The sequence below is a fragment of the Pseudohongiella sp. genome (assembly GCF_040877505.1).
Taxonomy (GTDB): Bacteria; Pseudomonadota; Gammaproteobacteria; order Pseudomonadales; family Pseudohongiellaceae; genus Pseudohongiella.
This window is the reverse complement of the sequence record NZ_JBBDNQ010000038.1, coordinates 1-24,792: the sequence shown is the minus strand read 5'-3', so window position 1 is coordinate 24,792 and position 24,792 is coordinate 1. Positions and strand designations below refer to the sequence as shown.

General features: G+C 55.3%; 19 protein-coding genes. All 19 read right to left on the bottom strand.

Annotation, left to right across the window (positions count from 1 at the left end; all coding sequences use genetic code 11):
• Positions 1–30: 30 nt before the first annotated feature.
• A complete protein-coding gene (locus tag WD071_RS13615; protein ID WP_368048936.1) occupies positions 31–945 on the bottom strand; it encodes an urease accessory protein UreD in 915 nt (304 codons plus the stop codon).
• On the bottom strand, positions 942–1,634 hold the full coding sequence (gene urtE / locus WD071_RS13610; protein ID WP_368048935.1) for an urea ABC transporter ATP-binding subunit UrtE: 693 nt from the start codon (positions 1,632–1,634) through the stop codon (positions 942–944). The genes WD071_RS13615 and urtE overlap by 4 nt, the downstream gene beginning before the upstream one ends.
• On the bottom strand, positions 1,631–2,410 hold the full coding sequence (gene urtD, locus WD071_RS13605) for an urea ABC transporter ATP-binding protein UrtD (RefSeq protein ID WP_368048934.1): 780 nt from the start codon (positions 2,408–2,410) through the stop codon (positions 1,631–1,633). The genes urtE and urtD overlap by 4 nt, the downstream gene beginning before the upstream one ends.
• Positions 2,407–3,570 (bottom strand): urea ABC transporter permease subunit UrtC, encoded by a 1,164-nt coding sequence (gene urtC / locus WD071_RS13600; RefSeq protein WP_368048933.1) that lies wholly within the window; start codon positions 3,568–3,570, stop codon positions 2,407–2,409. The genes urtD and urtC overlap by 4 nt, the downstream gene beginning before the upstream one ends.
• Complete coding sequence (gene urtB / locus WD071_RS13595; protein WP_368048932.1) at positions 3,567–5,210, bottom strand: urea ABC transporter permease subunit UrtB; 1,644 nt, start codon at positions 5,208–5,210, stop codon at positions 3,567–3,569. The genes urtC and urtB overlap by 4 nt, the downstream gene beginning before the upstream one ends.
• A gap of 88 nt (positions 5,211–5,298) precedes the next feature.
• Positions 5,299–6,585, bottom strand: a complete 1,287-nt coding sequence (gene urtA, locus WD071_RS13590; RefSeq protein WP_368048931.1) for an urea ABC transporter substrate-binding protein — start codon at positions 6,583–6,585, stop codon at positions 5,299–5,301.
• Between the two features lie 102 nt (positions 6,586–6,687).
• Positions 6,688–7,728 (bottom strand): HupE/UreJ family protein, encoded by a 1,041-nt coding sequence (locus WD071_RS13585; RefSeq protein WP_368048930.1) that lies wholly within the window; start codon positions 7,726–7,728, stop codon positions 6,688–6,690.
• Positions 7,721–8,560 (bottom strand): peptidyl-prolyl cis-trans isomerase, encoded by an 840-nt coding sequence (locus tag WD071_RS13580; RefSeq protein ID WP_368048929.1) that lies wholly within the window; start codon positions 8,558–8,560, stop codon positions 7,721–7,723. Before WD071_RS13580 ends, WD071_RS13585 begins: the two co-directional genes overlap by 8 nt.
• A gap of 61 nt (positions 8,561–8,621) precedes the next feature.
• A complete protein-coding gene (locus WD071_RS13575) occupies positions 8,622–10,028 on the bottom strand; it encodes an agmatinase family protein (protein ID WP_368048928.1) in 1,407 nt (468 codons plus the stop codon).
• Positions 10,025–11,455 carry an agmatinase family protein gene (locus WD071_RS13570; protein WP_368048927.1) on the bottom strand — a complete coding sequence of 477 codons (1,431 nt, stop codon included), beginning with the start codon at positions 11,453–11,455 and terminating at the stop codon, positions 10,025–10,027. Before WD071_RS13570 ends, WD071_RS13575 begins: the two co-directional genes overlap by 4 nt.
• Before the next feature lie 34 nt (positions 11,456–11,489).
• Positions 11,490–12,887 (bottom strand): agmatinase family protein, encoded by a 1,398-nt coding sequence (locus tag WD071_RS13565; protein WP_368048926.1) that lies wholly within the window; start codon positions 12,885–12,887, stop codon positions 11,490–11,492.
• The gene (locus tag WD071_RS13560; RefSeq protein WP_368048925.1) at positions 12,884–14,326 is read right to left on the bottom strand and encodes an agmatinase family protein; all 1,443 of its coding nucleotides are present in this window, start codon (positions 14,324–14,326) and stop codon (positions 12,884–12,886) included. The genes WD071_RS13565 and WD071_RS13560 overlap by 4 nt, the downstream gene beginning before the upstream one ends.
• Positions 14,327–14,450: 124 nt before the next feature.
• Complete coding sequence (locus tag WD071_RS13555; RefSeq protein WP_368048924.1) at positions 14,451–17,876, bottom strand: TonB-dependent receptor; 3,426 nt, start codon at positions 17,874–17,876, stop codon at positions 14,451–14,453.
• 610 nt (positions 17,877–18,486) lie between these two features.
• Positions 18,487–19,131: a YceI family protein gene (locus WD071_RS13550; RefSeq protein ID WP_368048923.1), complete on the bottom strand. Its 645-nt coding sequence runs from the start codon at positions 19,129–19,131 to the stop codon at positions 18,487–18,489.
• Positions 19,132–19,157: 26 nt separating this feature from the next.
• A complete protein-coding gene (locus WD071_RS13545; RefSeq protein ID WP_368048922.1) occupies positions 19,158–19,727 on the bottom strand; it encodes a YceI family protein in 570 nt (189 codons plus the stop codon).
• A gap of 38 nt (positions 19,728–19,765) precedes the next feature.
• Positions 19,766–21,691: a hypothetical protein gene (locus WD071_RS13540; RefSeq protein ID WP_368048921.1), complete on the bottom strand. Its 1,926-nt coding sequence runs from the start codon at positions 21,689–21,691 to the stop codon at positions 19,766–19,768.
• A 258-nt stretch (positions 21,692–21,949) separates the two neighbouring features.
• The gene (locus WD071_RS13535; RefSeq protein ID WP_368048920.1) at positions 21,950–23,257 is read right to left on the bottom strand and encodes a carboxylate--amine ligase; all 1,308 of its coding nucleotides are present in this window, start codon (positions 23,255–23,257) and stop codon (positions 21,950–21,952) included.
• A gap of 103 nt (positions 23,258–23,360) precedes the next feature.
• Positions 23,361–24,467, bottom strand: coding sequence for a histone deacetylase (locus tag WD071_RS13530; RefSeq protein ID WP_368048919.1), 1,107 nt, complete (start codon positions 24,465–24,467; stop codon positions 23,361–23,363).
• A gap of 49 nt (positions 24,468–24,516) precedes the next feature.
• Positions 24,517–24,792 (bottom strand): GNAT family N-acetyltransferase (locus WD071_RS13525; RefSeq protein WP_368048918.1); only part of this gene is annotated, 276 nt, incomplete at its 5' end.

The following is a 24,792-nucleotide window of genomic DNA, read 5'->3' as shown; positions in this document are numbered from 1 at the left end:
GTCATGCATTTTTCTTGCCACAGTCTGACCTCAGGTCGCCCATATTCGCGGCGCGCAAGCGGCGCGTCCCGTCAGAAGAGGGCGCACCATCTGCCAGATGCCGGTAAATACACGTCGGGCATCCTCGGCGCTGTGCCCCAGGTAACGACCAATAACAAAGTCATTCATGACTGTTACGTTTGCCTGGCCCGGGCCGTTGACGGTGACCAGCATCTCGCGGAGCCCGGCCAAGAGGGCCTCCATTGCCCCGTCATCAACCTTCCCGCTCAATTTGCCGGCAACAAAAACCCCGCTGACCGGACAGGCATTCATACCAACAGCGGCAGTAGCCAGTTCAAAGCTGGTGGCATTCAGGTGCAGATTTTCCAGCAGCACCGGCCTGCCGTCATAGCGAATCAACAAACGCTGGTGCAGCTCGCCATGGGTGAATGGCAGGTCACTGGCCGGCAAGCCCAGACAACAGATTTCCCAACCCAGATACGTACTGCCTGCACTCATATCGACCGTCGTGTCCATACGACCAAAGGCGCCCGGGAAAACAATCATCTCTTGCGGCAACCACTCCATCACGGCGTCAGCTGCCAACCCGAAGTGCTGGTGCTGCTGCTGCAAACTGCGGTCGCTACGCGCCCGGTAAACACGACCGGCGCCCGGCGTTGTCACCAGAACGCGGGCGGCGGTATCCAGCCGGATATTGATAACAAGCCGGTCACCGGACACCAGCCCCCCGGGTGGATGCAGCAGATACACATGCGCCAGATCGGCTCCTTCCGGATAAAAGGGTTTCTGCACATACAGAGGGCCATGGTGAATGTTGCTGACCAGACGGCACCCACGCGATTGCTGTCTGAACTGTAGTGCCAGGCTGGCATGCCACTCACTTGCCTCTCCCGCACCCGGTGCGAAGCCCATTGGCACAGCCTGTTCCGCAAGTACCGCGCTCATACGGCCAGATGACGTTTGATCAGGTCATCACTCAGATTCGCCATCACGTCGCTGGCAACCACGCGCCCTTTTTCCATCAACCGAAATTCGCTGCCGACCCGGCGCGCAAAACCCAGTTTCTGCTCGACCAGCACAACAGTGAGCCCTTCCCCATTAAGTCTCATGATCACATCACCGATTTGACTGACAATATTGGGCTGAATACCCTCGTTAGGCTCATCCAGCACCAGTACCTGCGGGTCGGTTACCAAAGCACGGCCAATCGCCAGTTGCTGCTGCTGACCACCCGACAAGTCACCGCCACGACGATGCAACATTTCTGCCAGAACCGGAAACAATTCGAAAATGCGCTCGGGTATCTTTTTGACGCCGTCACGGCGGCATGGCAGACCAATCTGCAGATTTTCCTCAACGGTGAGCGTCGAAAAAATATCCCGGCCCTGCGGCACAAATCCCAGACCCATGCGGGCGCGCTGATGAGCTGGCGCCCCGTGGATGGCCTTGCCATCAAGCAAAACTTCGCCCCCGGCAATGGGCAGCAAACCCATCAGGCATTTGAGCAAGGTGGTTTTACCGACACCGTTGCGCCCCATGATGCAGGTGCAGGACCCGCGTTCAATGCTCAGATCTACATCCCACAGGATCTGGGAACCGCCATAACGCTGACTGAGCTGCCTGATTTCTATCATGGTTCCTCCCCCAGATAGACTTCCACCACGGCCGGATTATTTTGTACCTGATCCATTGTGCCTTCTGCGAGCACACTGCCCTGATGAAGCACCGAAACGGTGCGCGCAATACTGCGAACAAACGCCATATCGTGTTCGACCACTACAACGGTGCGTTCACCGGCAAGCGAGGTGAGCAGTTCAGCAGTTTTTTCCGTCTCTTGAGCGGTCATGCCGGCAACCGGCTCGTCAATCAGCATCAGTCTGGGGTCGGACACCAGCAACATGCCTATCTCCAGCCATTGCTTCTGCCCGTGCGACAATACCCCTGCCGGCCTCGACCTGAGTGCAGAAAGACCAATCGTCGCCAGCACGGCATCAATTCGATCACGCTGTGCGGAGTCCAGTTTCGCCATCAGGGTGAACCAGACACCCTTGCCAGTCTTTAGCGACAATTCAAGATTCTCGAACACACTGAGCGCCTCGAACACAGTGGGCTTCTGAAATTTGCGCCCGATACCAAGCCTGGCGATGGCAGCCTCATCATGCCTGAGCAGGTCGACGGTTTGACCGAAATACACCTGACCACTGTCGCAGCGGGTCTTGCCAGTAACCACGTCCATCAAGGTTGTCTTACCGGCACCATTGGCACCAATCAGACAACGCAACTCGCCGTCGTTAATATAGAGATTCAGATTGTTTAACGCTTTGAAACCGTCAAAACTGACCGAAAGCCCTTCGATATACAGAATGACGTTGTGCGAGACGTCCGGAGTAGCCAGTTTGTTCAACTTCATGTGCTGCTCCCTCCTGCCATTTTTGTCGCAACAGTGCCCGACCCATTGCTGTCTGTGTCATCGTGCCGGTACTTTTGTTTCAGCAAACCAGCCAGTCCTTTGGGCAGGAATATGGTCACAAACACAAACAGGGCACCGAGCATGAAAATCCAGCTTTCAGGTACCAGTGAGGTGAACCGGGTTTTCGCATAACTGACCAGAATCGCGCCAACGACCGCGCCGTACAAAGTGCCGCGCCCGCCCACCGCGACCCAGACCACTATTTCGATGGAATTAACCGGACTGAACTCACCTGGATTGATGATGCCTACCTGAGGCACATACAGGGCGCCTGCTAACGCGGCAATCAATGCTGAGTAGACAAACAGCCAGACCTTGAAATGATCGGTCCGATATCCCAGAAACCGGGCGCGGGCCTCGCTGTCCCGGATTGACACCAGCACTCGGCCCAGACGTGAACGCATTATCAACTGACTGCTGACAAACACCGCGGCGAGCACAATAGCGGTAATCACAAACAGGCCCAGTCGGGTACCATCGGCGCTGAGATCAAAGCCTGCAATCTCTTTAAAGTCAGTGAGCCCGTTGTTGCCGCCAAAGCCCATCTCGTTACGAAAAAACGCCAGCATCAAAGCATAGGTGAGTGCCTGTGTCATAATGGACAGATAGACACCCGTCACCCTGGATCTGAACGCCAGCCAGCCAAACACCAGTGCCAGCAGGCCGGGCACCAAAGCCACCATCACCATCGCGAACCAGAACTGATCCATGCCGAACCAGTACCAGGGCAAGGTGTCCCAGTTAAGAAACACCATGAAATCAGGCAGGTCAGGGTTGCCATAGACACCACGATCACCGATCTGACGCATCAGGTACATGCCCATGGCATACCCACCCAGTGCAAAAAAAGCACCGTGCCCCAGGCTCAAAATACCGCAGTAGCCCCAGATGACATCAACGGCCAGGGCCAGCATGGCATAACACAGATATTTGCCCAGCAAGGTAATGGTATAGGTGCTGACATGCAGTGCCGACGTTTCGGGCAGTAGCATGTTGGAAAGCGAGGCAAGCACGGTAGCTAAAAACAGAATGACTACAAACAGGGAGATGGTATTGCCGCCCTGGCGCAACTCGCCCCATATTTTGCTGAACTGGCTCATTCCGCTGCCCTCCCTTTTTGCGGGAACAGACCTTTGGGCCGTAATTGAATAAACAGGATAATAAAGACCAGCGTGATAATCTTCGCCAGCACGGCGCCGGTCATTGGTTCCATGAACATATTGGCAACACCAAGCGAAAATGCACCGACCAGTGTGCCCAATAAATTACCAACGCCACCGAAAACGACCACCATAAAGGAGTCTATGATGTAGTCCTGCCCCAGGTTGGGTCCGACATTCGTCAACTGACTAAGGGCGACCCCGCCGATACCGGCAACCCCCGAGCCCAGGCCAAAGGTCATGGCATCCACCCAGTCGGTGCGTATACCCATGGCTTTGGCCATGTCCCTGTTCTGAGACACTGCACGCACCTGCAGGCCAAGCGACGTCTTTTTTAGTATCCACAACAAGATAACAAACACGATGATAGAGAACAGCAGGATAAACAGGCGGTTATTGGTCAGTGACAACACCGGGTTAATGTCCCATGATCCGCTCATCCAGTCAGGCGATACCACCCGTCGGTTCAACGGGGAAAAAATTGTCCGGACCGCCTGTTGCAGAATCAGACTGATGCCAAAGGTTGCCAGCAGGGTTTCCAGCGGTCGTCCGTTCAGGTAACGAATGACAAAGCGCTGTATGAACATACCGACCAGTCCGGACACGATGAAGGCCGCCGGAATGGCCACCCACAGTGAATAGTTGATGAACTCCGGCATGAGCAACTGCACGACATAGGTGGTATAGGCGCCCAGCATCAACATCTCGCCATGCGCCATATTGATCACACCCATGACACCAAAGGTCACAGCCAGCCCGATGGCTGCCAACAACAGCACCGAGCCCAGACTCAAACCGTAGAAGGCCTGCTCCACCAGTTCATAAAAGCGGACCTTGCGCTCGATACCCGCCAATGCGGACTCCATGGCGGCGCGCACCTCAAGGTCCTGTTCATTGCGACCAAGCTCATCAAGAAAACTTCGCAACAGGTTACGCACCGGGCTTTCCAGATTTCCGCTCAACGTTTCAACAGCGGCGAGACGTTCGCTTTGCGGCGCATCGGTCACCAGCAGGTTCATGGCCAGTGCCACATTGATCATCGCCGCAACCGACGCTACCTGTTCATCGGCAATGGCCTCGTTTAGCACATCGATATTGCTCTCATCCAGATTGCTGAGCATGATGCTTGCCGCGTGTTCCCGTTCAGCAGCCGTGCCTTCAAACAGCTGGATCCTGGCGATTGTGGCCTGCAGGACACCCCGGACCCGGTTGTTGATGCGCACACTTTCCAGGGTATCGGTGTCGACGCCGGCTAAGTCAGTGCCACTGAAGACATCGGTGACCGTGATACGGCCACCACCACTTTCCCGGCGTAGCACCAGCTGTCGGGTATCTTCCTGATAATAGAGTTCGCCATTCTGCAGAGCGGCAAGCAATGGCAGCACAGCGCGGCCGCCGGCCTGCTCGATTTCTGCAACCAGTTCCGGCATGCGGCGCAGATTGGCGTGGGTCAGTTCCAGTAACAGTGACGGCAGGACCGTGTCGCCATTGTCAGAGGTCGACACAGTTGTATCAGGGGCTTGCTGCGCTGCCGCCATTTGAAAAAAGAAGCAGCAGATCAACAACAAGAGGGTTCTCACGCGCTTACTCCATGACACAGAATGTCGTCGGATGTCTGCGGGGGCCGTGGGGACCCCGACAGTGTTGAAACAAGAGTTGGATCAATGCTCAGAGACTGGAGCCGGAGCAGGACTCGGTGACAGTGTTGTAGTTTCCGCAGCGGATCGGGTCTGTCCAGTCGGAGATCAGGTCCTTTGATCCGTCGAGATAATCTGACCAGGCATCTCCTGGCACCACGCCATCTGTTTCCCAGACCACTTCGAACTGCCCGTCTGACTGAATTTCACCGATCAACACCGGCTTGGACAAATGGTGATTCCTGTTCATGACCGCCATGCCACCGGACAGGTTGGGGGTTTCGATGCCAATCATGGCTTGCTCTACTGCATCCACATCTGTGGTGCCCGCTTTCTCCACGGCTTTAACCCACATGTTGAACCCGATGTAAGTCGCTTCCATCGGGTCATTTGTCACACGATCGGTATTGCCGATGAAGTCATGCCATCTGGCGATGAACTCAGCATTGGCATCAGTATCAACGCTCTGAAAGTAGTTCCAGGCAGCCATGTGACCAACAAGAGGTCGTGCATCAATACCTGACAGTTCCTCTTCGCCTACCGAAAACGCAATCACCGGGATATCCAGGGACGAAATGCCCTGATTGCCCAATTCGCGATAAAACGGTACGTTAGCATCGCCGTTGATGGTGGACACCACCGCGGTGGCTTTGCCGGCACTGCCAAAGCGACTGATATCAGACACAATGCTCTGCCAGTCTGAGTGACTGAAGGGCGTATAATTGATCATGATATCTTCGTCAGCGACACCCTGCGCTTTCAGGTAGGCTTCCAGAATTCTGTTGGTGGTACGCGGATACACATAGTCTGTACCCGCCAGCACCCAGCGCTCAATACCCAGATCATTCATCAGGTAATCTACCGCAGGAATCGCCTGCTGGTTGGGCGCAGCGCCGGTGTAGAAAATATTCTTGGATGACTCTTCACCTTCGTACTGCACCGGATAGAACAGCAAGCCATTGAGTTCCTCCAGCACCGGCAACATGGCCTTGCGAGACACGGAGGTCCAGGCACCAAAGATGACATCAACATTATCCTGGGATAACAGCTGTCGTGTTCTCTCAGCGAACAGCGGCCAGTCTGAAGCCGGATCCACCACGACCGCCTCGAGCTGTTTGCCGAGCACGCCACCTTTTGCATTCTGCTCTTCTACCATCATCAGCACGGTATCTTTCAGTGTTGTCTCACTGATGGCCATGGTGCCGGACAGCGAGTGCAGCACGCCAACCTTGATGGTGTCCTGCGCGTAGGCGCCCAGGCTCAATAAACAGGCTGTTGCAGTCAGCAGTGTGCGTGACAGAAAAGATGTGTTGCGCATGACAAGCTCCTTGATAAATCTGATCTCATTCTGGAGATTCAGGCGGGCCAACAACAAGTCGGCGATTAACCATGACATCTACGTCATTTGACGTAGATGAGCTCAAATTCCCATGACCCGTTCCACTGTCCAGAACAGACCCATACCACCAACAGCGAAGGCACTGGCGCGAATCATTTTTTGATCGAGTTGTATTTTCCGCAGTAAGCCCAGTAACAGCAGCACGGCACTCACAAACATCAACTGCCCGACCTCAACGCCGACGTTAAAAAACAACAAGGCGACCACCGTGTCCGCAGCGGACACACCAAGACCGCCGAGCACACTGGCGAAACCAAGGCCATGAATCAGGCCAAAGCCAGCCGTGATGCCCATGCGCCAGCGCAGAGAATTGCTGGTGCTGTGCTGCGCCGACGACCCAGGGCTGTTCTCAGCCTTGTGTGACACCAGGGCCTCCCGCGCCATGAACACAACGGACAGGGCGATGATGGCTTCCACTGGCACGATGGGCACGTTGACGACGCCCAGGTAGGCAAGCGCCAAAGAAATGGAGTGTCCCAGCGTGAATGCCGATATCAGCCACAACAGACTGACACCGCGCGCCAGCATCGCCAGGCAGAGTACAAAAGCCAGGTGATCCAGACCGATCAGTACATGTCCCGTACCCAGCACCAGGTAGCGCCAGGCGGTCTCCAGGAAACCATCGGGCTCCTGTGCGGCGGCGGCCTCCCAGTCGGGAAGACTGAATTCGGCGCCAAAACGGCCGCCAGACAGCATGGTCGATGCGATGCTGCCGTCAAGCAAGTGCAACTCCAGCATGCCACCGTCGCGGCCCCATCGAGTGCGTATCAGGCCACCACTGCTTTCTTCACAGGTAACGTCAAAGCTGACAGTGACGGTATTGCCGGTATCCGGCCGTTCATCCCGCTCCAGCACAGAGCAGCCGTTCGGCCAGGTGACCGGTAAATCCGGATCCAGATTAACCGGCAAATTCGCGTCGAAACGAAACCAGTTCCCCTCATCTTCAACATTCTGCTGCACCAATGTGAACTGAGCGAGGTCCAGATAGTGTGCAACGGCTACCGGGACAGACAACAGAAAAAGCAGGGCCGCAGCCAACTGCCACCGCAAATGCTTAGCCACCAGTGGACTCCATCACAATCGTAAACCGCTCCTTGATGGTTTTGGTGCGGGCGGAGACATTCTGCCGACGGTGGTAGTCGGACCAGTCCTGACCCAGTCGTTCCCGCACAGCCTGATACGGCATCAGTTCTGGTTCGCCCTGCCTGGTCACCTGCGCGAAATGATAGCCGCGTGCGGACTCAACCGGCCCTATCCACTGGTTTACCGGCGCAGCCTTCAACTCTTCATAAAATTCGCCACCAAAACTGCTGCGCAGAATACTCTCGGAGTAGCTATTAAGATTCTGACCCAGCCAGAACGGCTCGCCCTCAACTGCTTCGCCCGCCTGCAGCCGTGCCAGAATATCTGCTGTATCGGCCGGCAGTTCCTCGAAGTAGACCTGCGTGAAGCTCAGTGTTGGCTCGGTATAGTACGACTCCATGTTTTCCATATAGAAGTCCAGCAGTTCGGCCTCATCAGCCGGTTCCGGCGATCCTGCCCACAGCATCCGGACTTTCTCGATAAGATGTGCCCGCATTTTGCTATCGCTTAAATGCATCTGTTGCGCCAGCGCCTCACGAAACAACACCTCTTCATCAATCCAATGGGATATGAGCGTTTGTGTTTCCTCTGCGGTCGGCTCCCGGCCTTCCAGCCAGGCAAAATTTTCCGTCAGCATCTCGACCGTGCTGTCATCAATGACAACAACATCAGTATCGTTGGTCGCTTCACTGACATCACTGCCACCGGCCATCGCGTTGTAGCCAAAGATGACAACCGCTACCAACACAAAGATCGACAAAGGTTCTGTCAGAAGTCTGTTCGCTTTTGCTGTGATATTCGCGTCACTCATTTTCCACCCCTTTAGCGCTATTCATTCGACCCGTCAGAGCAGGTCGGCAACGAGTTGTCCGTCAATTCTGGCCATGATCTGTTGTCATAGGATCCAGGTAGTTTTCGTCATCAAGACCCATCTTGCGCATGGCAATGCCGCTAAGACAGGCATTCATCATGTAATTTGCGTTCATGGCACTGACATAACTCAGGTCCAGCATCGGTGCCAGGTCCATGATTTCGAATCCCGCAATCTGCGTTTCAGCACAAAGCCTACGCAATAAAGGTGCCAGCTCTCGAACAGTCAGACCACCTGGCGCAGCGCGACCGGCAGCGCGCAACTGGGATGGATCCAGGACGCTGACATCCAGAGAAATGTAGACGCGGTCGGTGGCGGACCTGGTTTCATCAATCACCCGCTCGGCGACCTCGTCCCAGCCATGGCGCTCAACTTCAGCCATGGTGTGGTATTTGACGCCCTGCTCTCGCAACCATGGGAACGCCTGCGGGGTTGCCTGTGAACCGCGCAGACCCACCTGAATCACATTGTTGCCGTCGACCACCTCTTCCGTGATCAGGCGATAAACCGCATCCCGATCGGACAGAAGGTGCGCGCGGGTAGGCTCCGCGTTGTAATGCGCACCAAAATGGACCACGGTCAGTGGCTCACCTGCATCAATATCTTGCACAGCCTTCACGTTCGGATACATCAGTGAGTGATCACCGCCCACCACAAAAGGCACCGCACCGGTCTCGGCAATCTCCATAATGCGCTGGTAGGCATGTTCAAGACCGCGATGAACGCTCATGCGGTCGACAGAAATATCGCCATAGTCGACCACATTGAGGGCTGCCAGAGGATCCACCATTGAGTAGATATCGCGCTCACCGAGGATATGCATGGCGCGAATGGCTTCCGGGGCGTTTCGGGAATCCCGCGATCCACTGCTCATGCTCTGCGGAATACCCACAATGGCCACGTCAACATCACCGGCAATCAGATCAGCCTGATCAACGGCGACCAGAGCGCCGGCAAAGGTCGGGATACCGCCCCACTGATGGATATAGCGATGCACGCTGAACGGTCCGGGATCGCGCAGGTACTCGTTCAACGCCTGTGGTCGCACTACCTTGAAACCATTAAAACTACTGGCCTCCGGGTTCAGGGGAATCTCTGCCATGTCAACGCCGGGGCGAAATGCCATGGCTTCCACTGCCATCATCATGTCGCTGACAAATTGCTCGATCTGTTCCGGCGAGCGGCGATCCAGCTCCTGATTCAGTTTTTCCCGGGTCGGGATAATCCGCAGAGGCTGAAATCCGCGCAAAAAATCCATTTGTTCGGCACTCAGGCTGCTGAGTTTTGTCATGATCTCCGCGGGTATATCCGCTTCAGCCTGTTGGGCGAAATTGACTGTCGGTGCCACTGCCAGCAACGAGCAAAGTGTGAAGCCCGCAAACAGGTGACGTCGTTTGGTTGCCGTCATTGGGGGTTCTCCTCGTGGTAATTATCCTGAGCATGATCTATGGTCACCGGGTTGAGGTAATCAATGTCATGGCCCAGTTTGCGCATGGCAACACCGACCAGGCAGGCTTTGATGATGGCCGCGCTGTGCAGCGCAGTGGTGTATCCAGGATCCAGCGCAGGGGCAATCTCGACAATGTCAAAGCCGACCAGTTCCTGCTGGGCACAAAGCTTACGAACAATCGGGATGGCTTCACGCGGCGTCATGCCGCCTGATACCGGCGTGCCGGTACCAACAATATAGGATGGGTCCAGCACATCGACATCAAACGAGATATGCAGTTTGCGACCATCGCGCCGGGCCTCATCCAACACCCGCTCCATGACATATTCCCAGCCATAACGTTCGACTTCTGCCATTGAGTGATATTTGAATCCCTGTTCACGCATCCAGCGATACCCACTTTCGCTGGGCCCGCCCGAACGCAAACCGACCTGAATATAGTCGCTGCCGGTAATGTGCCGGTCACGCATCAGACGATAAATAGGCTGACCGTGGGAAATATGATGAGGACTGTCCCCCATGCCAACGTCATGGTGCGCATCAAAGTGGATGACACTCACATTACCTTTGCCATAAACATCGACCAGCGCCGCGACATTGGGATACTCCAACGAGTGATCACCGCCAATAATGAAGGGAATGGCGCCGGTCTCGGCAATTTCCCGCACCACCTCACGCACGTGCTGCATGCTGCGTTCCGTGCTGTCGTTGTCGATGGCAATATCACCGTAGTCAACGATATTCAGCTCTCGACCGGGACTGATCTGGGTATATTGGTCGTTGCCCGCCATGCCACCGGAAGTTCGCATGACCAGTGGTCCGTAACCAGCATCGCGCCAGCCCGAACCCATGTTCAGGGGTGCGCCGACGATCGCCACATTAACCTCACCGGCGATCAGGTCTTCCGGCGTCAATGCTACCGGTGCACCGGCGAAGGTCGGGATACCGCGCGCCAGGCTGACCGGGCCCGGCTCCCGGTCGGGATCAAAGCTGCGAGGCCTGCGTACCATCCAGGCGTTAAAGTCAGGCGAATCTGTGTTTAACGGCAGCCATGCCATATCACGGCCTTGCTCAAAACCGGTCTGGTCCTCCACCCACATCATTGCATCAACGTAAGCGGCCACCTGTTCTGCCGAACGTTTCTCCAATGCCTCGATCAGCTCCTCGGTGGTGGATGCGTAGCGTCGGGTCTTGCTGCTGTCTTTCAGATAGGCAAGCTGCGCCTCACTCAGACCTGCCAGCTTGGCATCAAGCGATGCGGGAAATTCGACGGGCGCATCCTCCTCTTCGCCTTCTTCCTGGGCAAACGTAGCAGGCGCATAGGCGCCAAGGGTAACGACCATTATCAGCCAGAGCATTTTGAATTTTTTAGAATAGTTTTTCATACCAGATTCCTGTTAGCGGACCGCAATGCGACTGTCAGTTCTGACCATGTTCCACTGTGGTAGGGTCGAGATAATTTTCCTCAGTAATACCCTGCTTGCGCATGGCGATACCTGACAGACACGCATTCAGCATATAGTTGGCGTTCATGGCACTGACATAACTAAGATCCAGCATGGGCGCAAAATCCATCAACTCGACACCGGCGACTTCGTTCTCTGCACACAGACGCCTGAGCAGAGGTGTAATCTCACGTATGGTCAGACCGCCGGGCACCGCTCTGCCCGCTGCCGTCAACTCCACCGGGTCCAGCACACTGACATCCAGAGACAGGTAAAGCGGGTTGCCGGCATCACTGGCTTCTTCCAGAACATTTTCCATCACCTCGTCCCAGCCTTTGGCTTCGACAGCGGCCATCGTGTGATACCTGACTTCATTTTCGCGCAACCACTCAAAGGATTCCCTGCTGGCCTGAGAGCCCCGCAGCCCTACCTGAATCAGGTCACTGCCGTCAATTACCCCTTCTGTTACCAGTCGGTAGACGGCGTCACGATCGGATATCAGGTGGGCACGGGTTGGTTCGGCATTATAATTGGCACCAAAATGCACAACGGTCAGATCCTGCTCCGGATCCGAAGCCTGCACCGCTTTCACATTGGGGTACATCAGGGAATGATCCCCTCCTACCAGAAAGGGAATAGCGCCGGTGTTGGCCATTTCCAGCACCATGTCATAGACATGGTCCAGCCCGCGCTGCAGACTCATGCGATCAACTGCAATATCACCATAGTCGACGATGTTCAGAACTGCCCCAGGGTCCACCATTGAGTAGACATCGAGGTTGCCGGTGACATGCATGGCGCGCAGCACATTGGGTGCATTGCGCCCGTCACGGCTGCCACTGCTCATGCTCTGCGGGATGCCAGCGATGGCCACTTCCACATTACCGGCAATCAGGTCTTCCGGGGTAACCGCAACAGGGGCGCCGGCAAAGGTCGGAATGCCAGCCCATTGATTGATGTAGCGATGCACATTCACCGGCCCCGGGTCGCGCAAGCGTTCCTTGAGGATCTCAGGCCGCACGACTTTGAAACTATTAAAACCACTGGCTTCCGGGTTCAGCGGAATCATTGCCATGTCGATACCGGGCCGATAGGCGTGTGCTGCAACGGCTTCCATCATGTCGCTGACATATTGCTCTACCTGCTCGGGTGTCCGGCGCTCAATGTCCTGATACAGCTTTTCGCGCGACGGAATAACACGCAGCGGCTGCTCCGTGCCCAGGAACTCGATTTGCGCCTCCGTCAAAAGTTCCAGTTTCGCCATGACATTCGATGGTATGCGAGCCTGTGCCAACAGCGGTGAGGAATACGCTGAAACGACCAGGCTCAAGGCCAGCGCTGACATCAGGTGACTTTTGGTCCTGTGTGTCATTGTTGATTCTCCTCGTGGTAGTTGTCCTGAGCGTGATCAATGGTCACCGGATTCAGGTAATCCGGATCATGTCCCAGTTTGCGCATGGCAACCCCAATCAGGCAGGCCTGCACAATCGCAGCGCTGTGCAGATTGGTCACATAAGTTGGATCAATTTCCGGTGCAATCTCCACAATATCAAAGCCCACTACTTCCTGCTGTGCGCACAGCTTGCGGATGATGGGTATGGCTTCGCGCGGCGTCAGGCCGCCGGAAACCGGCGTCCCCGTGCCGGCAATGTAGGAAGGATCCAGCACATCCACGTCAAAGGAAATATGCAACTTGCGTCCGTCTGCCTTGGCTTCTTTAAGGACACGTTCCATGACGTAATCCCAGCCATAGCGCTCGACTTCAGCCATCGAGTGATACTTGAACCCTTGTTCACGCATCCATTTGTATCCGCTTTCGCTGGGGCTGCCCGATCGGAGCCCTACCTGGATGTAGTCGTCACCTTTGATGTGGCCGTCAGCGAGCAGGCGATAAACGGGCTGGCCGTGGTCTATGAAGTGAGCACGGTCACGGCCCACGTCATAATGCGCATCAAAGTGAATTACACTCAGGTTGTCTTCGCCGTAGACATCCACCAAAGCAGCGACATTGGGGTATTCAAGTGAATGGTCGCCGCCAACAATGAAGGGCACCGCGCCGGTTTCGGCAATCTCCCGCACGACCTCGCGCACGTGCTGCATGCTGCGTTCGGTGCTGTCCTGATCAATGGCGATATCGCCGTAATCAACGATGTTCAACTCACGGCTGGGGCTGATTTGCGTATATTGATCATTGCCGCCCACGCGACCGATCAGGCGCAAGGCCAGTGGACCGTGTTGAGCACCACGCCAGCCTGATCCCATATTCAGAGGTGCACCGACAATGGCGACATCAACTTCGCCGGCAATCAGGTCTTCAGGGGTCAGCGCGATAGGAGCACCGGCGAACGTCGGGATGCCACTTCGCCCGCCGTAGCGTGACAAATCTATCGGGCCCGGTTCACGATCCGGGTCAAAGCTGCGCGGACGACGCACGGCATAGGCATTAAAATCGGGGCTGTCTGTATTGAGGGGGATGTGGTCCAGATCATCACCTTCCTGAAACTTTTCCTGTTCGGTCACCCATATCATGGCGTCAACATAAGCGCGCACCTGCTCCGCCGAACGCTTCTCAAGGGCCGCAATCAATTCTTCAGGGGTACTGGCAAACCGACGCGTCGGGCCGGTTCGCAAAAACGTCAGTTCTGCTTCGGTGAGTGTGGACAATTTCTCGTCCAGCGAACTCGGGAATTCTATTGGTTCACGTTCTTCTTCATCGTCATCCTGTGCGACCAGCGGCATGGACAGGGTGCACAAAAGTAGCGCCAGCGCAGCGAGGACGCCACGGGACTTCTCGCTCTTTATTGTTTTCATGGTGAATCCTCTAAGAGACTGTCTGCTCAACAGCAAGCGACGAGGCCTCGCTCATCATCGTCCGGCACTGGCGAGACGATGATGAACGAGGCAACGCACTGATTACTCAACTACTGTGGCTGTATCACAATGCAACGTTGATACCGACGTAGTAGGCCCGACCCACCGGACTCACCGGATAGCTACGCTCTGTGACGTAAGGCTTTTCGTCGGTCAGGTTACTGATACCGCCGTACAGTCGCACATTGGAGCTGTAGTCCCAGTTGCCGGACAGGTTGTGTGACATGAACTCATCCGTGAAGATATCCGGCCCAAAGTTCTGCACTGCGGTTTCAATCGCACCGGTCAATGCCATTTCGCTCAGGTACTGAGATCGCAACGACACACTGAACGGACCAGTTGCAACACTGAGGTTCAACTGACCTGCCCACTCAGGACGATTCATTTCCAGCAGATCATCGTCCACCACGGCTTCTTCACCCGGGTTGGATGGCTCTATGAAGGCCAGATCCAGTTGCTTGGTCACCGCGCCTCCCACGCCAATCTGGAAATCGCCCAGATTAAATGCATAGTTGATGTTCAGGTCCACACCGGTTGCCTGTGCCTCACCAAAGTTCAACTGAACCTGTCGCAGGAAGGTAAAACCACCAGACTGGGCAGAAGTGGGTTCGCGGTTACGATCCAGCAGCTCACAGAACGGGTTGTCCAGTGATGGTGAGTCATAACAGCTGGTCACGATGTTCTGGGCAGAGATTTCCGAAATCGCGTCTTCAATCACGATGTCCCAGTAGTCCAGGCTGACTGTCAGACCTTCGACAAAGCGTGGCTGAATCACCACACCAAAGGTCTTGGTAATGGCCTCTTCTGGCTGCAGATCAGGGTTACCACCAATGGCACCCGGGAAACCTGCTGACAAAGGATCGACGAAAATGTAGTTACCATTGGCATCAAAAATATTTTCGTTCAACACACCTTTGGACTGCAGATCCGCGACACAGTTGGACTGACGCAACGTCGGGTTAGGCGCGCTGCTCAACTGTGACACGTCACATGGATCGTTGGGGCGGAAGTTTTGGCCCTGTTCCGGTGAATACAATTCAAACAGGTTCGGTACACGAACTGCTTTGCTGTAGTTGGCCCGGAAACGGACGTCTTCAACGGGCGCCCACAGACCCCCGACCTTGAAGGTGTCACTTTCGCCGAATGTCGAGTAGTCAGCCCGACGGAATGCACCGTCCAGGGTCAACGTTTCTATCATTGGCAGATTGCTCAGCAACGGAATTTCAAATTCACCAAAAATATCCCAGACATCGTAGCTTGAGCCGGTGCTCAGGACACGGTTACCTGGCGAGCCACCCAGACTTTTGGCATTGCTCACATCGCCTGACCAGTCACCTGGCTGGAATTCAACACCATCAGGCGTAATCCCGCTGACCGAAACAATACCCTGATCGTAGCTGTCGTATTCCTGGGCACTTTTCTCTTCACGCCACTCACCACCGAAGGCAAAAGACACCGGACCTGCTGGCAACGTGAAGAACTCGCTGCTGTTGCCGCTGACAAAACCACTGATCACCGACTGCTCGATTTCTTCCTTGACGGTACGCGTGTAAGTGAAGAAGTCGATGGCTTCCTGACTGATGGAGTTTTTGCCGCCCCAGATATTGGCGGGTTTACATTGACCATCTCCGGGCTGGAAGGTAAAGAACGGAGACTGCGCGCCGCCACCCAGGTAAGCCGGGAAGTTGAACGGAGTCGTCTGCGGATAGGCAGATGCGTCCAGATCGGAACGACACACTGGCTGACCAGTGGCCGGATCCGTGACCACGTCAATCGCGGCAAAGAACCGGTCGGTCACGGGCGTAAAGGGTGATTTGTAATGACGGTTGAATTTGCCGTAGTTGGCCGACACCTCATAATCCAGCCCCCACTGATCAAGGCTGCCGCGAAGTCCACCGACCAAACGATAGGTCGTGCGTCTGTTGATGGACTCGTTGTCACCCCAGTCATCGGAGTCGCGTGAGATATACAGTCCACCTGGACCGACAAAACCAACACCGGGGTTATTGGCAAACGGCGCAAGCGCAGCCGGCAGGAAGGGGTTGTCCGGCGCACCGTAAAGATAATCGGTGGCCTGGTTTCCGCCACCGCCAAAAACCACCTCATGGTAGACATACTTGCTTTCAGCGAAGAGCTCCATGGTGGGGCTCAGTTCGTAACGACCATTGAGGTTGATAGAGTACTTATCGTCCTTGGGAATGATGTAGGGCCGATTAGGCGCAATATAGCTGGCCGCAGCACCAAACTGGTTGAAGTTGCCGGCAACAAGACCATCGCTGTAAGGTACCAGTTGTCCCGATTCGTTGACCAGCCAGCAGCCACCCGCAGCGCCATACGAACCAGCGCCATCAAGGCTGGAATTGTAACCTGTGAAACTGTCCAGGCAGTCAGAGGTACCATTGCCATCAAGATCCGGCTCCTGACCCAGCGGCACCACGGTGCCAAAATCACCCAATGCAATAACGCCATAGGGTGAGGTGACGTTGAATGTACGACCAGGCAGCAATGCCCGCGGGGTTGCTGTCGCGGCGCGATCAAAAAGTGCCCGCTCGGCTGCTGTCAGATTGGGGGCAGTACCAAACTCACTCTGGTAATTGCTGACAAAGGTGTCAGCGTTCGGAATGCGCAGGCCGAACGGGAAAAGCCCCGTGTTATTGAAATTGTAGTATTGCGCCAGGTTCGGTGTATTGGAATCGGTAATGTCACCCTTCTGGAAACGCAATGCGGGGTTGACGTCATTGCCATAACGCCCACCGTTACGCTGTCCCTCGCGATCACCGGCACGCAGACCATCACTGGAATCATGTTGCAGGGCGATTGTGAAATTACCGCGATTGTCATCAAAATTCTGCCCAATCAAAGCCCGTAGACTGGCGGTACCGGCGTCACCTTCTTCAGCCAGGCCGGTACGGAAATCGATATCAACTCCTTCAAAGTCATTTCGCAGTACAAAGTTCACCACACCTGTCACCGCATCCGCACCATATACAGCGGACGCGCCACCGGTAAGCACTTCCACGCGCTCAATCAGCCCGGATGGAATGGTGGACACGTCTACGGAAGACGTGCCTTCGATGCCAGACACATGCCGGCGGCCGTTAACCAGCGTCAAAGTACGCTGCGATCCTAGGCCCCGAAGATTCAGTGCGCTACCGCCGACATTGCTGGATCGACTGCTATTTGCCGCCGTGCCGCCGATAGAGTTGGTGCTGGTAACTGATGACAGCAGCGCAGGATTCTCGTTAAGGATTTCGCCAATATCGACCGCGGCCGAGCTCGACAGGTCTTCGGCGCTGATCACTGACAATGGCTGCGTGGATGTTGCGTTGTCGATCCGCTGAATCCGGCTGCCGGTAACAACCAGCTCTTCAATGACCGGTGCATCGGCTTCTTGCGCGTAAGTGAACGGTGTTGATGCGACGCCCGCCAGAATGGCGATGGCGTAGTTCAAGCGACTGCGTGTAAAGGCTTTACGTGGTTTGGTGTTCATCAGGTGTCATACCCCCCGGTATTTCTAGCAGTTGACCGCCAAGATCTGGCTCCAGTTTTTGTGTTTTATCTGCCCTTGGGTTTGGTGCATTTTGTTGAGTGCGTTACTCAGAGCATGCAACTAATCAGGGCTTACCGGGGAGGGGGAGCAATTTGTGTGCCATTAAATTTTATCAATACAAATCATGCGCTTAAAAATTTTCACTGATTATCCGAATTCTTTTACGATTCATTTCGGGGCACAAAATGAGACGGAGATCACATTATTGTGCACGCGAAGCAAAAAAGTCTTTTTATTTTATGGGCTTACAGAGCATTTATTACTTATAGGTAAAAAATATAGCGGCTAAAATAATGATAATATAACCCAGAGCAAAATCTCGCAGAATACGCTGGAATACTTAGGAAAATGCGCACATACGCAGTTAGGCGCAACGGGGGCAGAGAATGCGCTCTATGACTGAGGTGATAAATAAAACTGCGTATAAACGCGTATACGGATACAGGCGGGAGCTATCTGATTAATTCAAGGAAGGGAAAGGAAAGGAAGCGAAAAAAAGGGAAAAGGCTCCGGGACGACATGACAATCGTCCCGGAACGGGACTTACTATTTACTGCGAGGCATCCTGGAACTCAACATGCACTTCCACCTGGATATCATCGCCAACACCAAAGGCCACCATGTTATCCAGACCAAAATCGGAACGCAGGAACTCAGCCGTGGCCGAGAACCCGAGCGTGTAACGACGGGTCAGGAAGTTGCGACCGCCGCCGTTAAAGTTCACCGTCATTGTTACCGGCCCGGTCGTGCCAAGCAGGGTCAGGTCGCCTTCAAAGATAAAGGTATCTTCATCCACGGCTTCAACGAATGATGTCGTTCTGAACACAGCCTGGGGAAAGGTTTCCACATCAAACCAGTCGCCACCGCGAAGGTCTTCGGCAAACGCCTCGTTGTTAACATCCAGCGTCGCTGTATCAATGATCACTTCCAGACTGGAGTTCTCGACATTCTCGGGATCAAAATCCAGCGTGGCATCAAAGTCATTAAAACGACCGATGTAACGTGAAAAACCCAGATGGTCGATTTTCCACAACAATGTGGCGTGTTCTTTGTCGAGCGTGTACTGCCCGCCCCTAAGCTCGGCGACACTGGTATTAAAGTCCGGTGTAATCAGCCGATCACATGACACCAGCAATGCCGAGCCGGCGATGACCAGCAAAGCCTGGCGATATTTACAAAACAATCTTGAAAGCATGAAAGTTTCCTTGGTCCTGGTTCTTATTATTGCAGCATGTCAGCGTAGACATCGACTTCGACAACCACCTCGTTCGGGATGGCTGAGGTATTGGCAAAATAGCCCTGGCCAACACCAAAGTCCAGGCGCTGCACCGTCACTTCACTGGTCAGGTTAAATCGCGCGCCATCGATGCTGAGCTCAAACGGGAAATCAATTGGCTGGGTTTGATCGCGAATCGTCAACATACCTTTGGCGGTGAATGAATCGACTCCGGTCAGTTCGCACTGATCGGCCGTAAAGGTAGCTGTCGGGAATTGGTCGACATCAAACAGCTCAATGTCGAACATGTAACTTTCGGTTTCCTCGTCACCCACTTCCAGATCGATGATTGGAATGACAACATCAATCTGACAGTTGCTCGGGCTCAGCGGATCAATTTCGAATGTAGCCTGTACATTCCTGAATTCACCCTGGTACGGCGTGTCCGAATACGAATACTTGAAAATTACTTTCGAGTCTTCGGGATCGATTTCCCAGGTCGCTGCATGCGCAGAGACAGTGGCAGCCAACATCAACGGCGCAAGCGCCGCCTGTGAAAATAGTTTACTCATCATTACTTCTACTCCTAGATATCAATGTCAGCACAGCGCCATCACGGCAGCGTGTAAATCACCAGCTCGGACGGATTCCCGCGTTCGCTGACAACCATGCCGATATACTGTTTGCCGTCGTGTTCGTAAGTGAACGGCTGGCCAGTCTGGGTGCCGGGCATTTCGATTTCGGCCACGATTTCCCCGGTCTGCTTGTCATGAGCGCGCAGTGTGGGGCCGCCACCTGTGCCTTCGCCTGAAAACAGCAGGGTTTTGGTAAGCAGCAGGCCTGAGCGTGTTTCAACGCCGGTGCGCGGAATGTCCACACCTTCCAGTGCCGGGTTGTTGGCAATGGCCGGTGGCGTATCGGCATTGGCCATCATCCACTCATGCTCGCCCTCAACCATGTCGATCGCAGTAATACGACCATACGGCGGCTTGGCAATGGGAAGACCCATGGCTCGCGGCACACGCACACCCAGCGCCATGCTGAAGTCGATGTCGGAATTCTGGTCCTTGTCCACTGACAGGACGGTCGCCACTGTCCTGGAGGGCACGTACAGCATGCCGGTCTCAGGATCCATGGCAGCACCCTCCCAGTTAGCGCCACCGGTGGCTGACGGCAGGCTCAGTGTGCCCTGCGTGCCGTCCGGTGCGTCTTTTACTGATGGGGGTGAATACAGGTTAGTGCCCAACCGGAAGGGTTTGATGGCTTCCAGCGCTGCGGCATAGATTTCCGGGGTGAAATCAACCAGGTCATCTTCGGTGATGCCCTGTCGATCAAAGCCGGCTGGCTTGGTCGGGAACGGCTGGGTCGGGGCGTACCACTCGCCCGGAACATCCCCGGCCGGCACTGGCAGCTCTTCAATTGGCCAGACTGGCTCGCCGGTGGCACGGTCGTAAGTGTATACAAAAGACTGTTTGGTCACCTGCATGACAATTTCACGACCGTTGGGCAGGTCTGCCAGAATCGGCGCAGCGGGGTTATCCCAGTCCCAGATATCGTGATGAATCATCTGCTGGTGCCACTGACGCTCACCGGTCTTGATATCGACCGCCACCAGGCTGCTTGAAAACAGGTTGTCGCCGGGGCGATCGCCACCGTAACGGTCACCGGTAGCAGCCTCAACAGGCAGATACACATGCCCCAGTTCAGGGTCACCCGACATCGGCGCCCAGACACCGGTATTACCGGTATAGTCAGCACTGTTGTTCAACCAGGTGTCGTAACCGAACTCACCGGGACGCGGAATGGTGTGGAATGTCCAAAGGTGTTCGCCGGTGCTTGCATCGTAAGCCCGGACATCACCTTTGACGTTGGCCATTGATGGCGGGCGCATGGACACGGCCATGGCCGGGCCCACTACAATCACATCATTCATGACAAATGGCGGCATGGAGGAACCGATGTCAAGATCATCCCGATTGGGCGCCACACGCAGGCCTTCCTGCATGTCGATCACGCCGTTGTTGCCAAATTCAGGGTCCGGCAGGCCGGTGTCGGCGTCCAGGGACACCAGGAAAAAACCGGGGGTAATGGTCAGAATGCGGCGTTTGTCACCGTCGCTCCAGAACGCAACGCCACGGCCAGAACCTTTGCGGGGCGCGGCATCAAAGCGCTCGCCTTCCTGGGCGCGCCATTGCCAGAGCAATTGGCCGGTCACGGCATCCAGAGCGACGATGTCGCGCTGCGCGCCAATGGTGGTGTACAACACACCATCAATTTCAAGTGGTGTAAAGGTGGCATTGAATTCGGGCTGCGAACCGAACATGGCCGTTGGCAGGCGCCAGGCAATCTCCAGGGAGCCGACGTTATCTGCATTGATCTGATCCAGCGGCGAGTAGCGCTGAGCAGCCATGTTGCCGTTGTAATCAGGCCAGTCGCCGGCATAAACGTCGGTTCCGGACTGGCTCAGTGCCGGTGAGGCACACGTAATCGCGCCGGCACTCACAATGAACGCCGAAATCAATCTTCTGGTTTTTATCATTCTTAATTCCCCGGTTTCAGTCTTTAATTCTTGTCCCATGCGAGCATTTGCTGTGCTACGCTCGTGTGCTGATGGCCCTTTGTTGATCACCCCTTTGGGCTCCTCTGGCGCCGACTGAATTTATCAGCGGGCAGTCGCATGAGGCCAGGATCAGGACCTGGAAAGCATAAGCCATCCCCCCCGCTTAAGCAAGTTGGAGGATGACTGGCAGCATGGTGCCTTCGAGGTCTGGCGAGTTTAAGCCACTGAATGGGCTAGTTAAACATAGAAGTCCAGTTCCTCCTGGGCTTTGAGCAGGTCCCGCATTTTGATGGGGTCGTCACCAAAGAAGAATATCAGCCCCCAGTGTGTGCCGAAGGCTGACCGGTCCGGAACCGTTTCCTCGGCAGGTTCACGCAACTCGTGTGACTCGAAGTATGGATGTTCAACGGTTTCTTTGGGCATTTCCAGCTTGCTGACAACCCGGCGGCGCGGATACACACCAAAGCAACCGGCATAACCCTTGGCATCGACCACTTCGCGTGGAAAGAAAGCATCCACCTCCTCCTGCGTACTTTTGGGGTCGAACACCAGCATGGACGCCTGGTAGGCGCTGAACCCATAGGCACGCTCGATCAGCTCAAAAGCCTTGAATCCAGGCGGCCGGTAAGCAATTTCGCCAAAGTACATCTCGCCATCGGCAGTCACGAAATACTCCGGATGAATCAGGCCGAACTTGATGTCGAAAGTCTTGATCAGTTTCTCGATCTGTTTGGTAATCGCATCGCGCCAGCTTTCCAGTTCCTTTGTGGCAGGGACAAACACCGAATACCCCAGCGTTACGTATTCCGAGATATTGAGGAATTTGATCTTGCCATCATGTATCCACGCTTCGACGGCAAACTCCCAGCCGTCCAGATGACTCTCCATCAACAGCGGATACTCTTCCGCCGGGATGCTGTCGATCTCGTCTATTTTACGGATCATGCGATGGCCAAGACAGCCAGCCTTGTCGAAAGCCTTCACGTGAATGGGGTCATCCGGATCGCCGTCAAGCTTGAGCAGCGTCTGGTTAACCCGTTTCATGAAGCGGATGATGTCGTCTTTTTCGTGGGCTTCCTCGAAGATACCCACGCGAATGCCGCCAAGCTGCGCGCGGCGCTTCATCAATGCCTTGTCACGGAACAGGATGGACTGGCCGTACATGCGCGGGTTATCCATCAACACAGAGTTGATGGCACCTGACCATTCAACAGTCTCCTCGAACAGTGGCAATGCCACGTCCACGCCTTTCGCCTTGAGCGTTTCGGCAATTTCAAGCGACCGGTCATTGAGCCGGATAAAATCCCAGGGGATAAACGGAATATTGTTGGCCGTACAGAAATCGGCAGCCCATTCAGGCGCAACCACCACATAACGGCGATCAAATTTCTGGGCGGCCTTGATGGCATTGACACTCCAGCCGAGCAACGCGATATAGCCCTTGTTCGGATCTTTGGGTGTTTCCGTGCCACGAACGGAATCCAGCGTCGGGTCCTTCCAGGCTTCAATCTCCGCGGGGAGCTTGCCTTTTGGTGCTATCGTCATACGATGTCCTCCGTGCTGGTAAATTCAGACAAATCGCCTGATTGATTCACCACCATAGCACGGAAAAGGCGCAGAAACCGTTTAGGGAGCCCGACCAGACCGCTCAATCCCCGTCGTCGGCACTGAAGGCTGAGCGATGAAATTCCGCTGCCTCGGCGGCTTCCCTGACGCCCGTATCCAGTAGTTCCGGTACGTCTCCGCCGGCAAGCACCTCCAGCACAGCATGTACCCCGCAGGCCAGGGAAGTCAGGTTATAACCGCCTTCCAGCACCAGTGCCAGCCTGCCGGCGCAGTGCCGCTCGGCAATTTCCTGAACGATACTGGTGATCACCTTGAAGCCGTCATAGCTCAGGTTCATGGCCATGTCGTTTCGGTGCGCATCAAAGCCTGCAGAAACCAGCACCAGATCCGGTTTAAAATGCTCCGCCGCGGGCACCAGAATTTCCCGAAATACTTTTTCGAAGGCTATATCGCCGGCAGCCTCCGGCAGTGGCACATTGATGGTATAACCCTCACCGAAGCCGGCACCTACCTCTTCCAGATGACCTGACCCCGGATAAAAGGGCGCCGCACAATGGGTGTCGAAGAACAGCACGTCGGGATCAGCCCAAAAGATATCCTGGGTACCGTTACCATGATGGGCATCCCAGTCGATTATCAGCACCCTTTCACAGCCCAGTTTGGCCTGGGCGTGGGCTGCAGCAACCGCCACGTTGTTCAACAGGCAGAAGCCCCGCGCTCGCACCGGCTCGGCATGATGACCGGGCGGGCGAACCAGGGCAAAGGCGCTATGACAATCGCCATTAACCACGCTTTCCACCGCCGCTATGGCATTGCCAGCAGCCGCCCTGGCGGCCTTGATACTCTCAGGTGAGACGGCGGTGGTATCCGAGTCCAGCCAGGCGCTCTTGCCGGCCAGGGAAAAAATGTGATCAAGGTAAGAGGTAGTATGGACGCGCGCAAGCTGATTGTAAGTGGCGGTTTTCCCTGCCTTGAAGCGCACGCCGGGTATTGGGTTTTCCTCCAGATATTTCTTCACCGCAGACAGTCGCCCAGGATGCTCCGGATAGCTCCATTTGAAATCCAGACCTTGCAAAAGGTGCCTGACACGCTTTTCTACCCGACTGGCAACAAAGGGCAGATCCACCTCGGGGTTGTGACCCAGCATGACTTTGTCAAAAAAGACATTCACCTTTCGATCGCCTGTCACTGAAGTCTCCCTGTTGCGTTTAGCTCTCGGTGCCGTGCGTGTCTCGTGCTCACTGCTGTTCGCCCAGTACGTCCCGCACAGTGTCTGTAAATGCCGCTGCGCGAATACCGGTGGTTTTGAAACCCAGACGGGTCCACGCTACCCTGGCCTCCTTGTTGGATGCGGCGTACTCCAGAATCAACTCATAGACACCGCGACTCTCTGCGAACGCCACCAGTCTGTGCAGCAGAGCCCGGAAAATACCCATTTTGCGGAATTCCGGCTCCACCCAGACATCATCAATGATTCCCGAGGTAAATTCCACCTCGCCAGCCTGCTCCCAGAT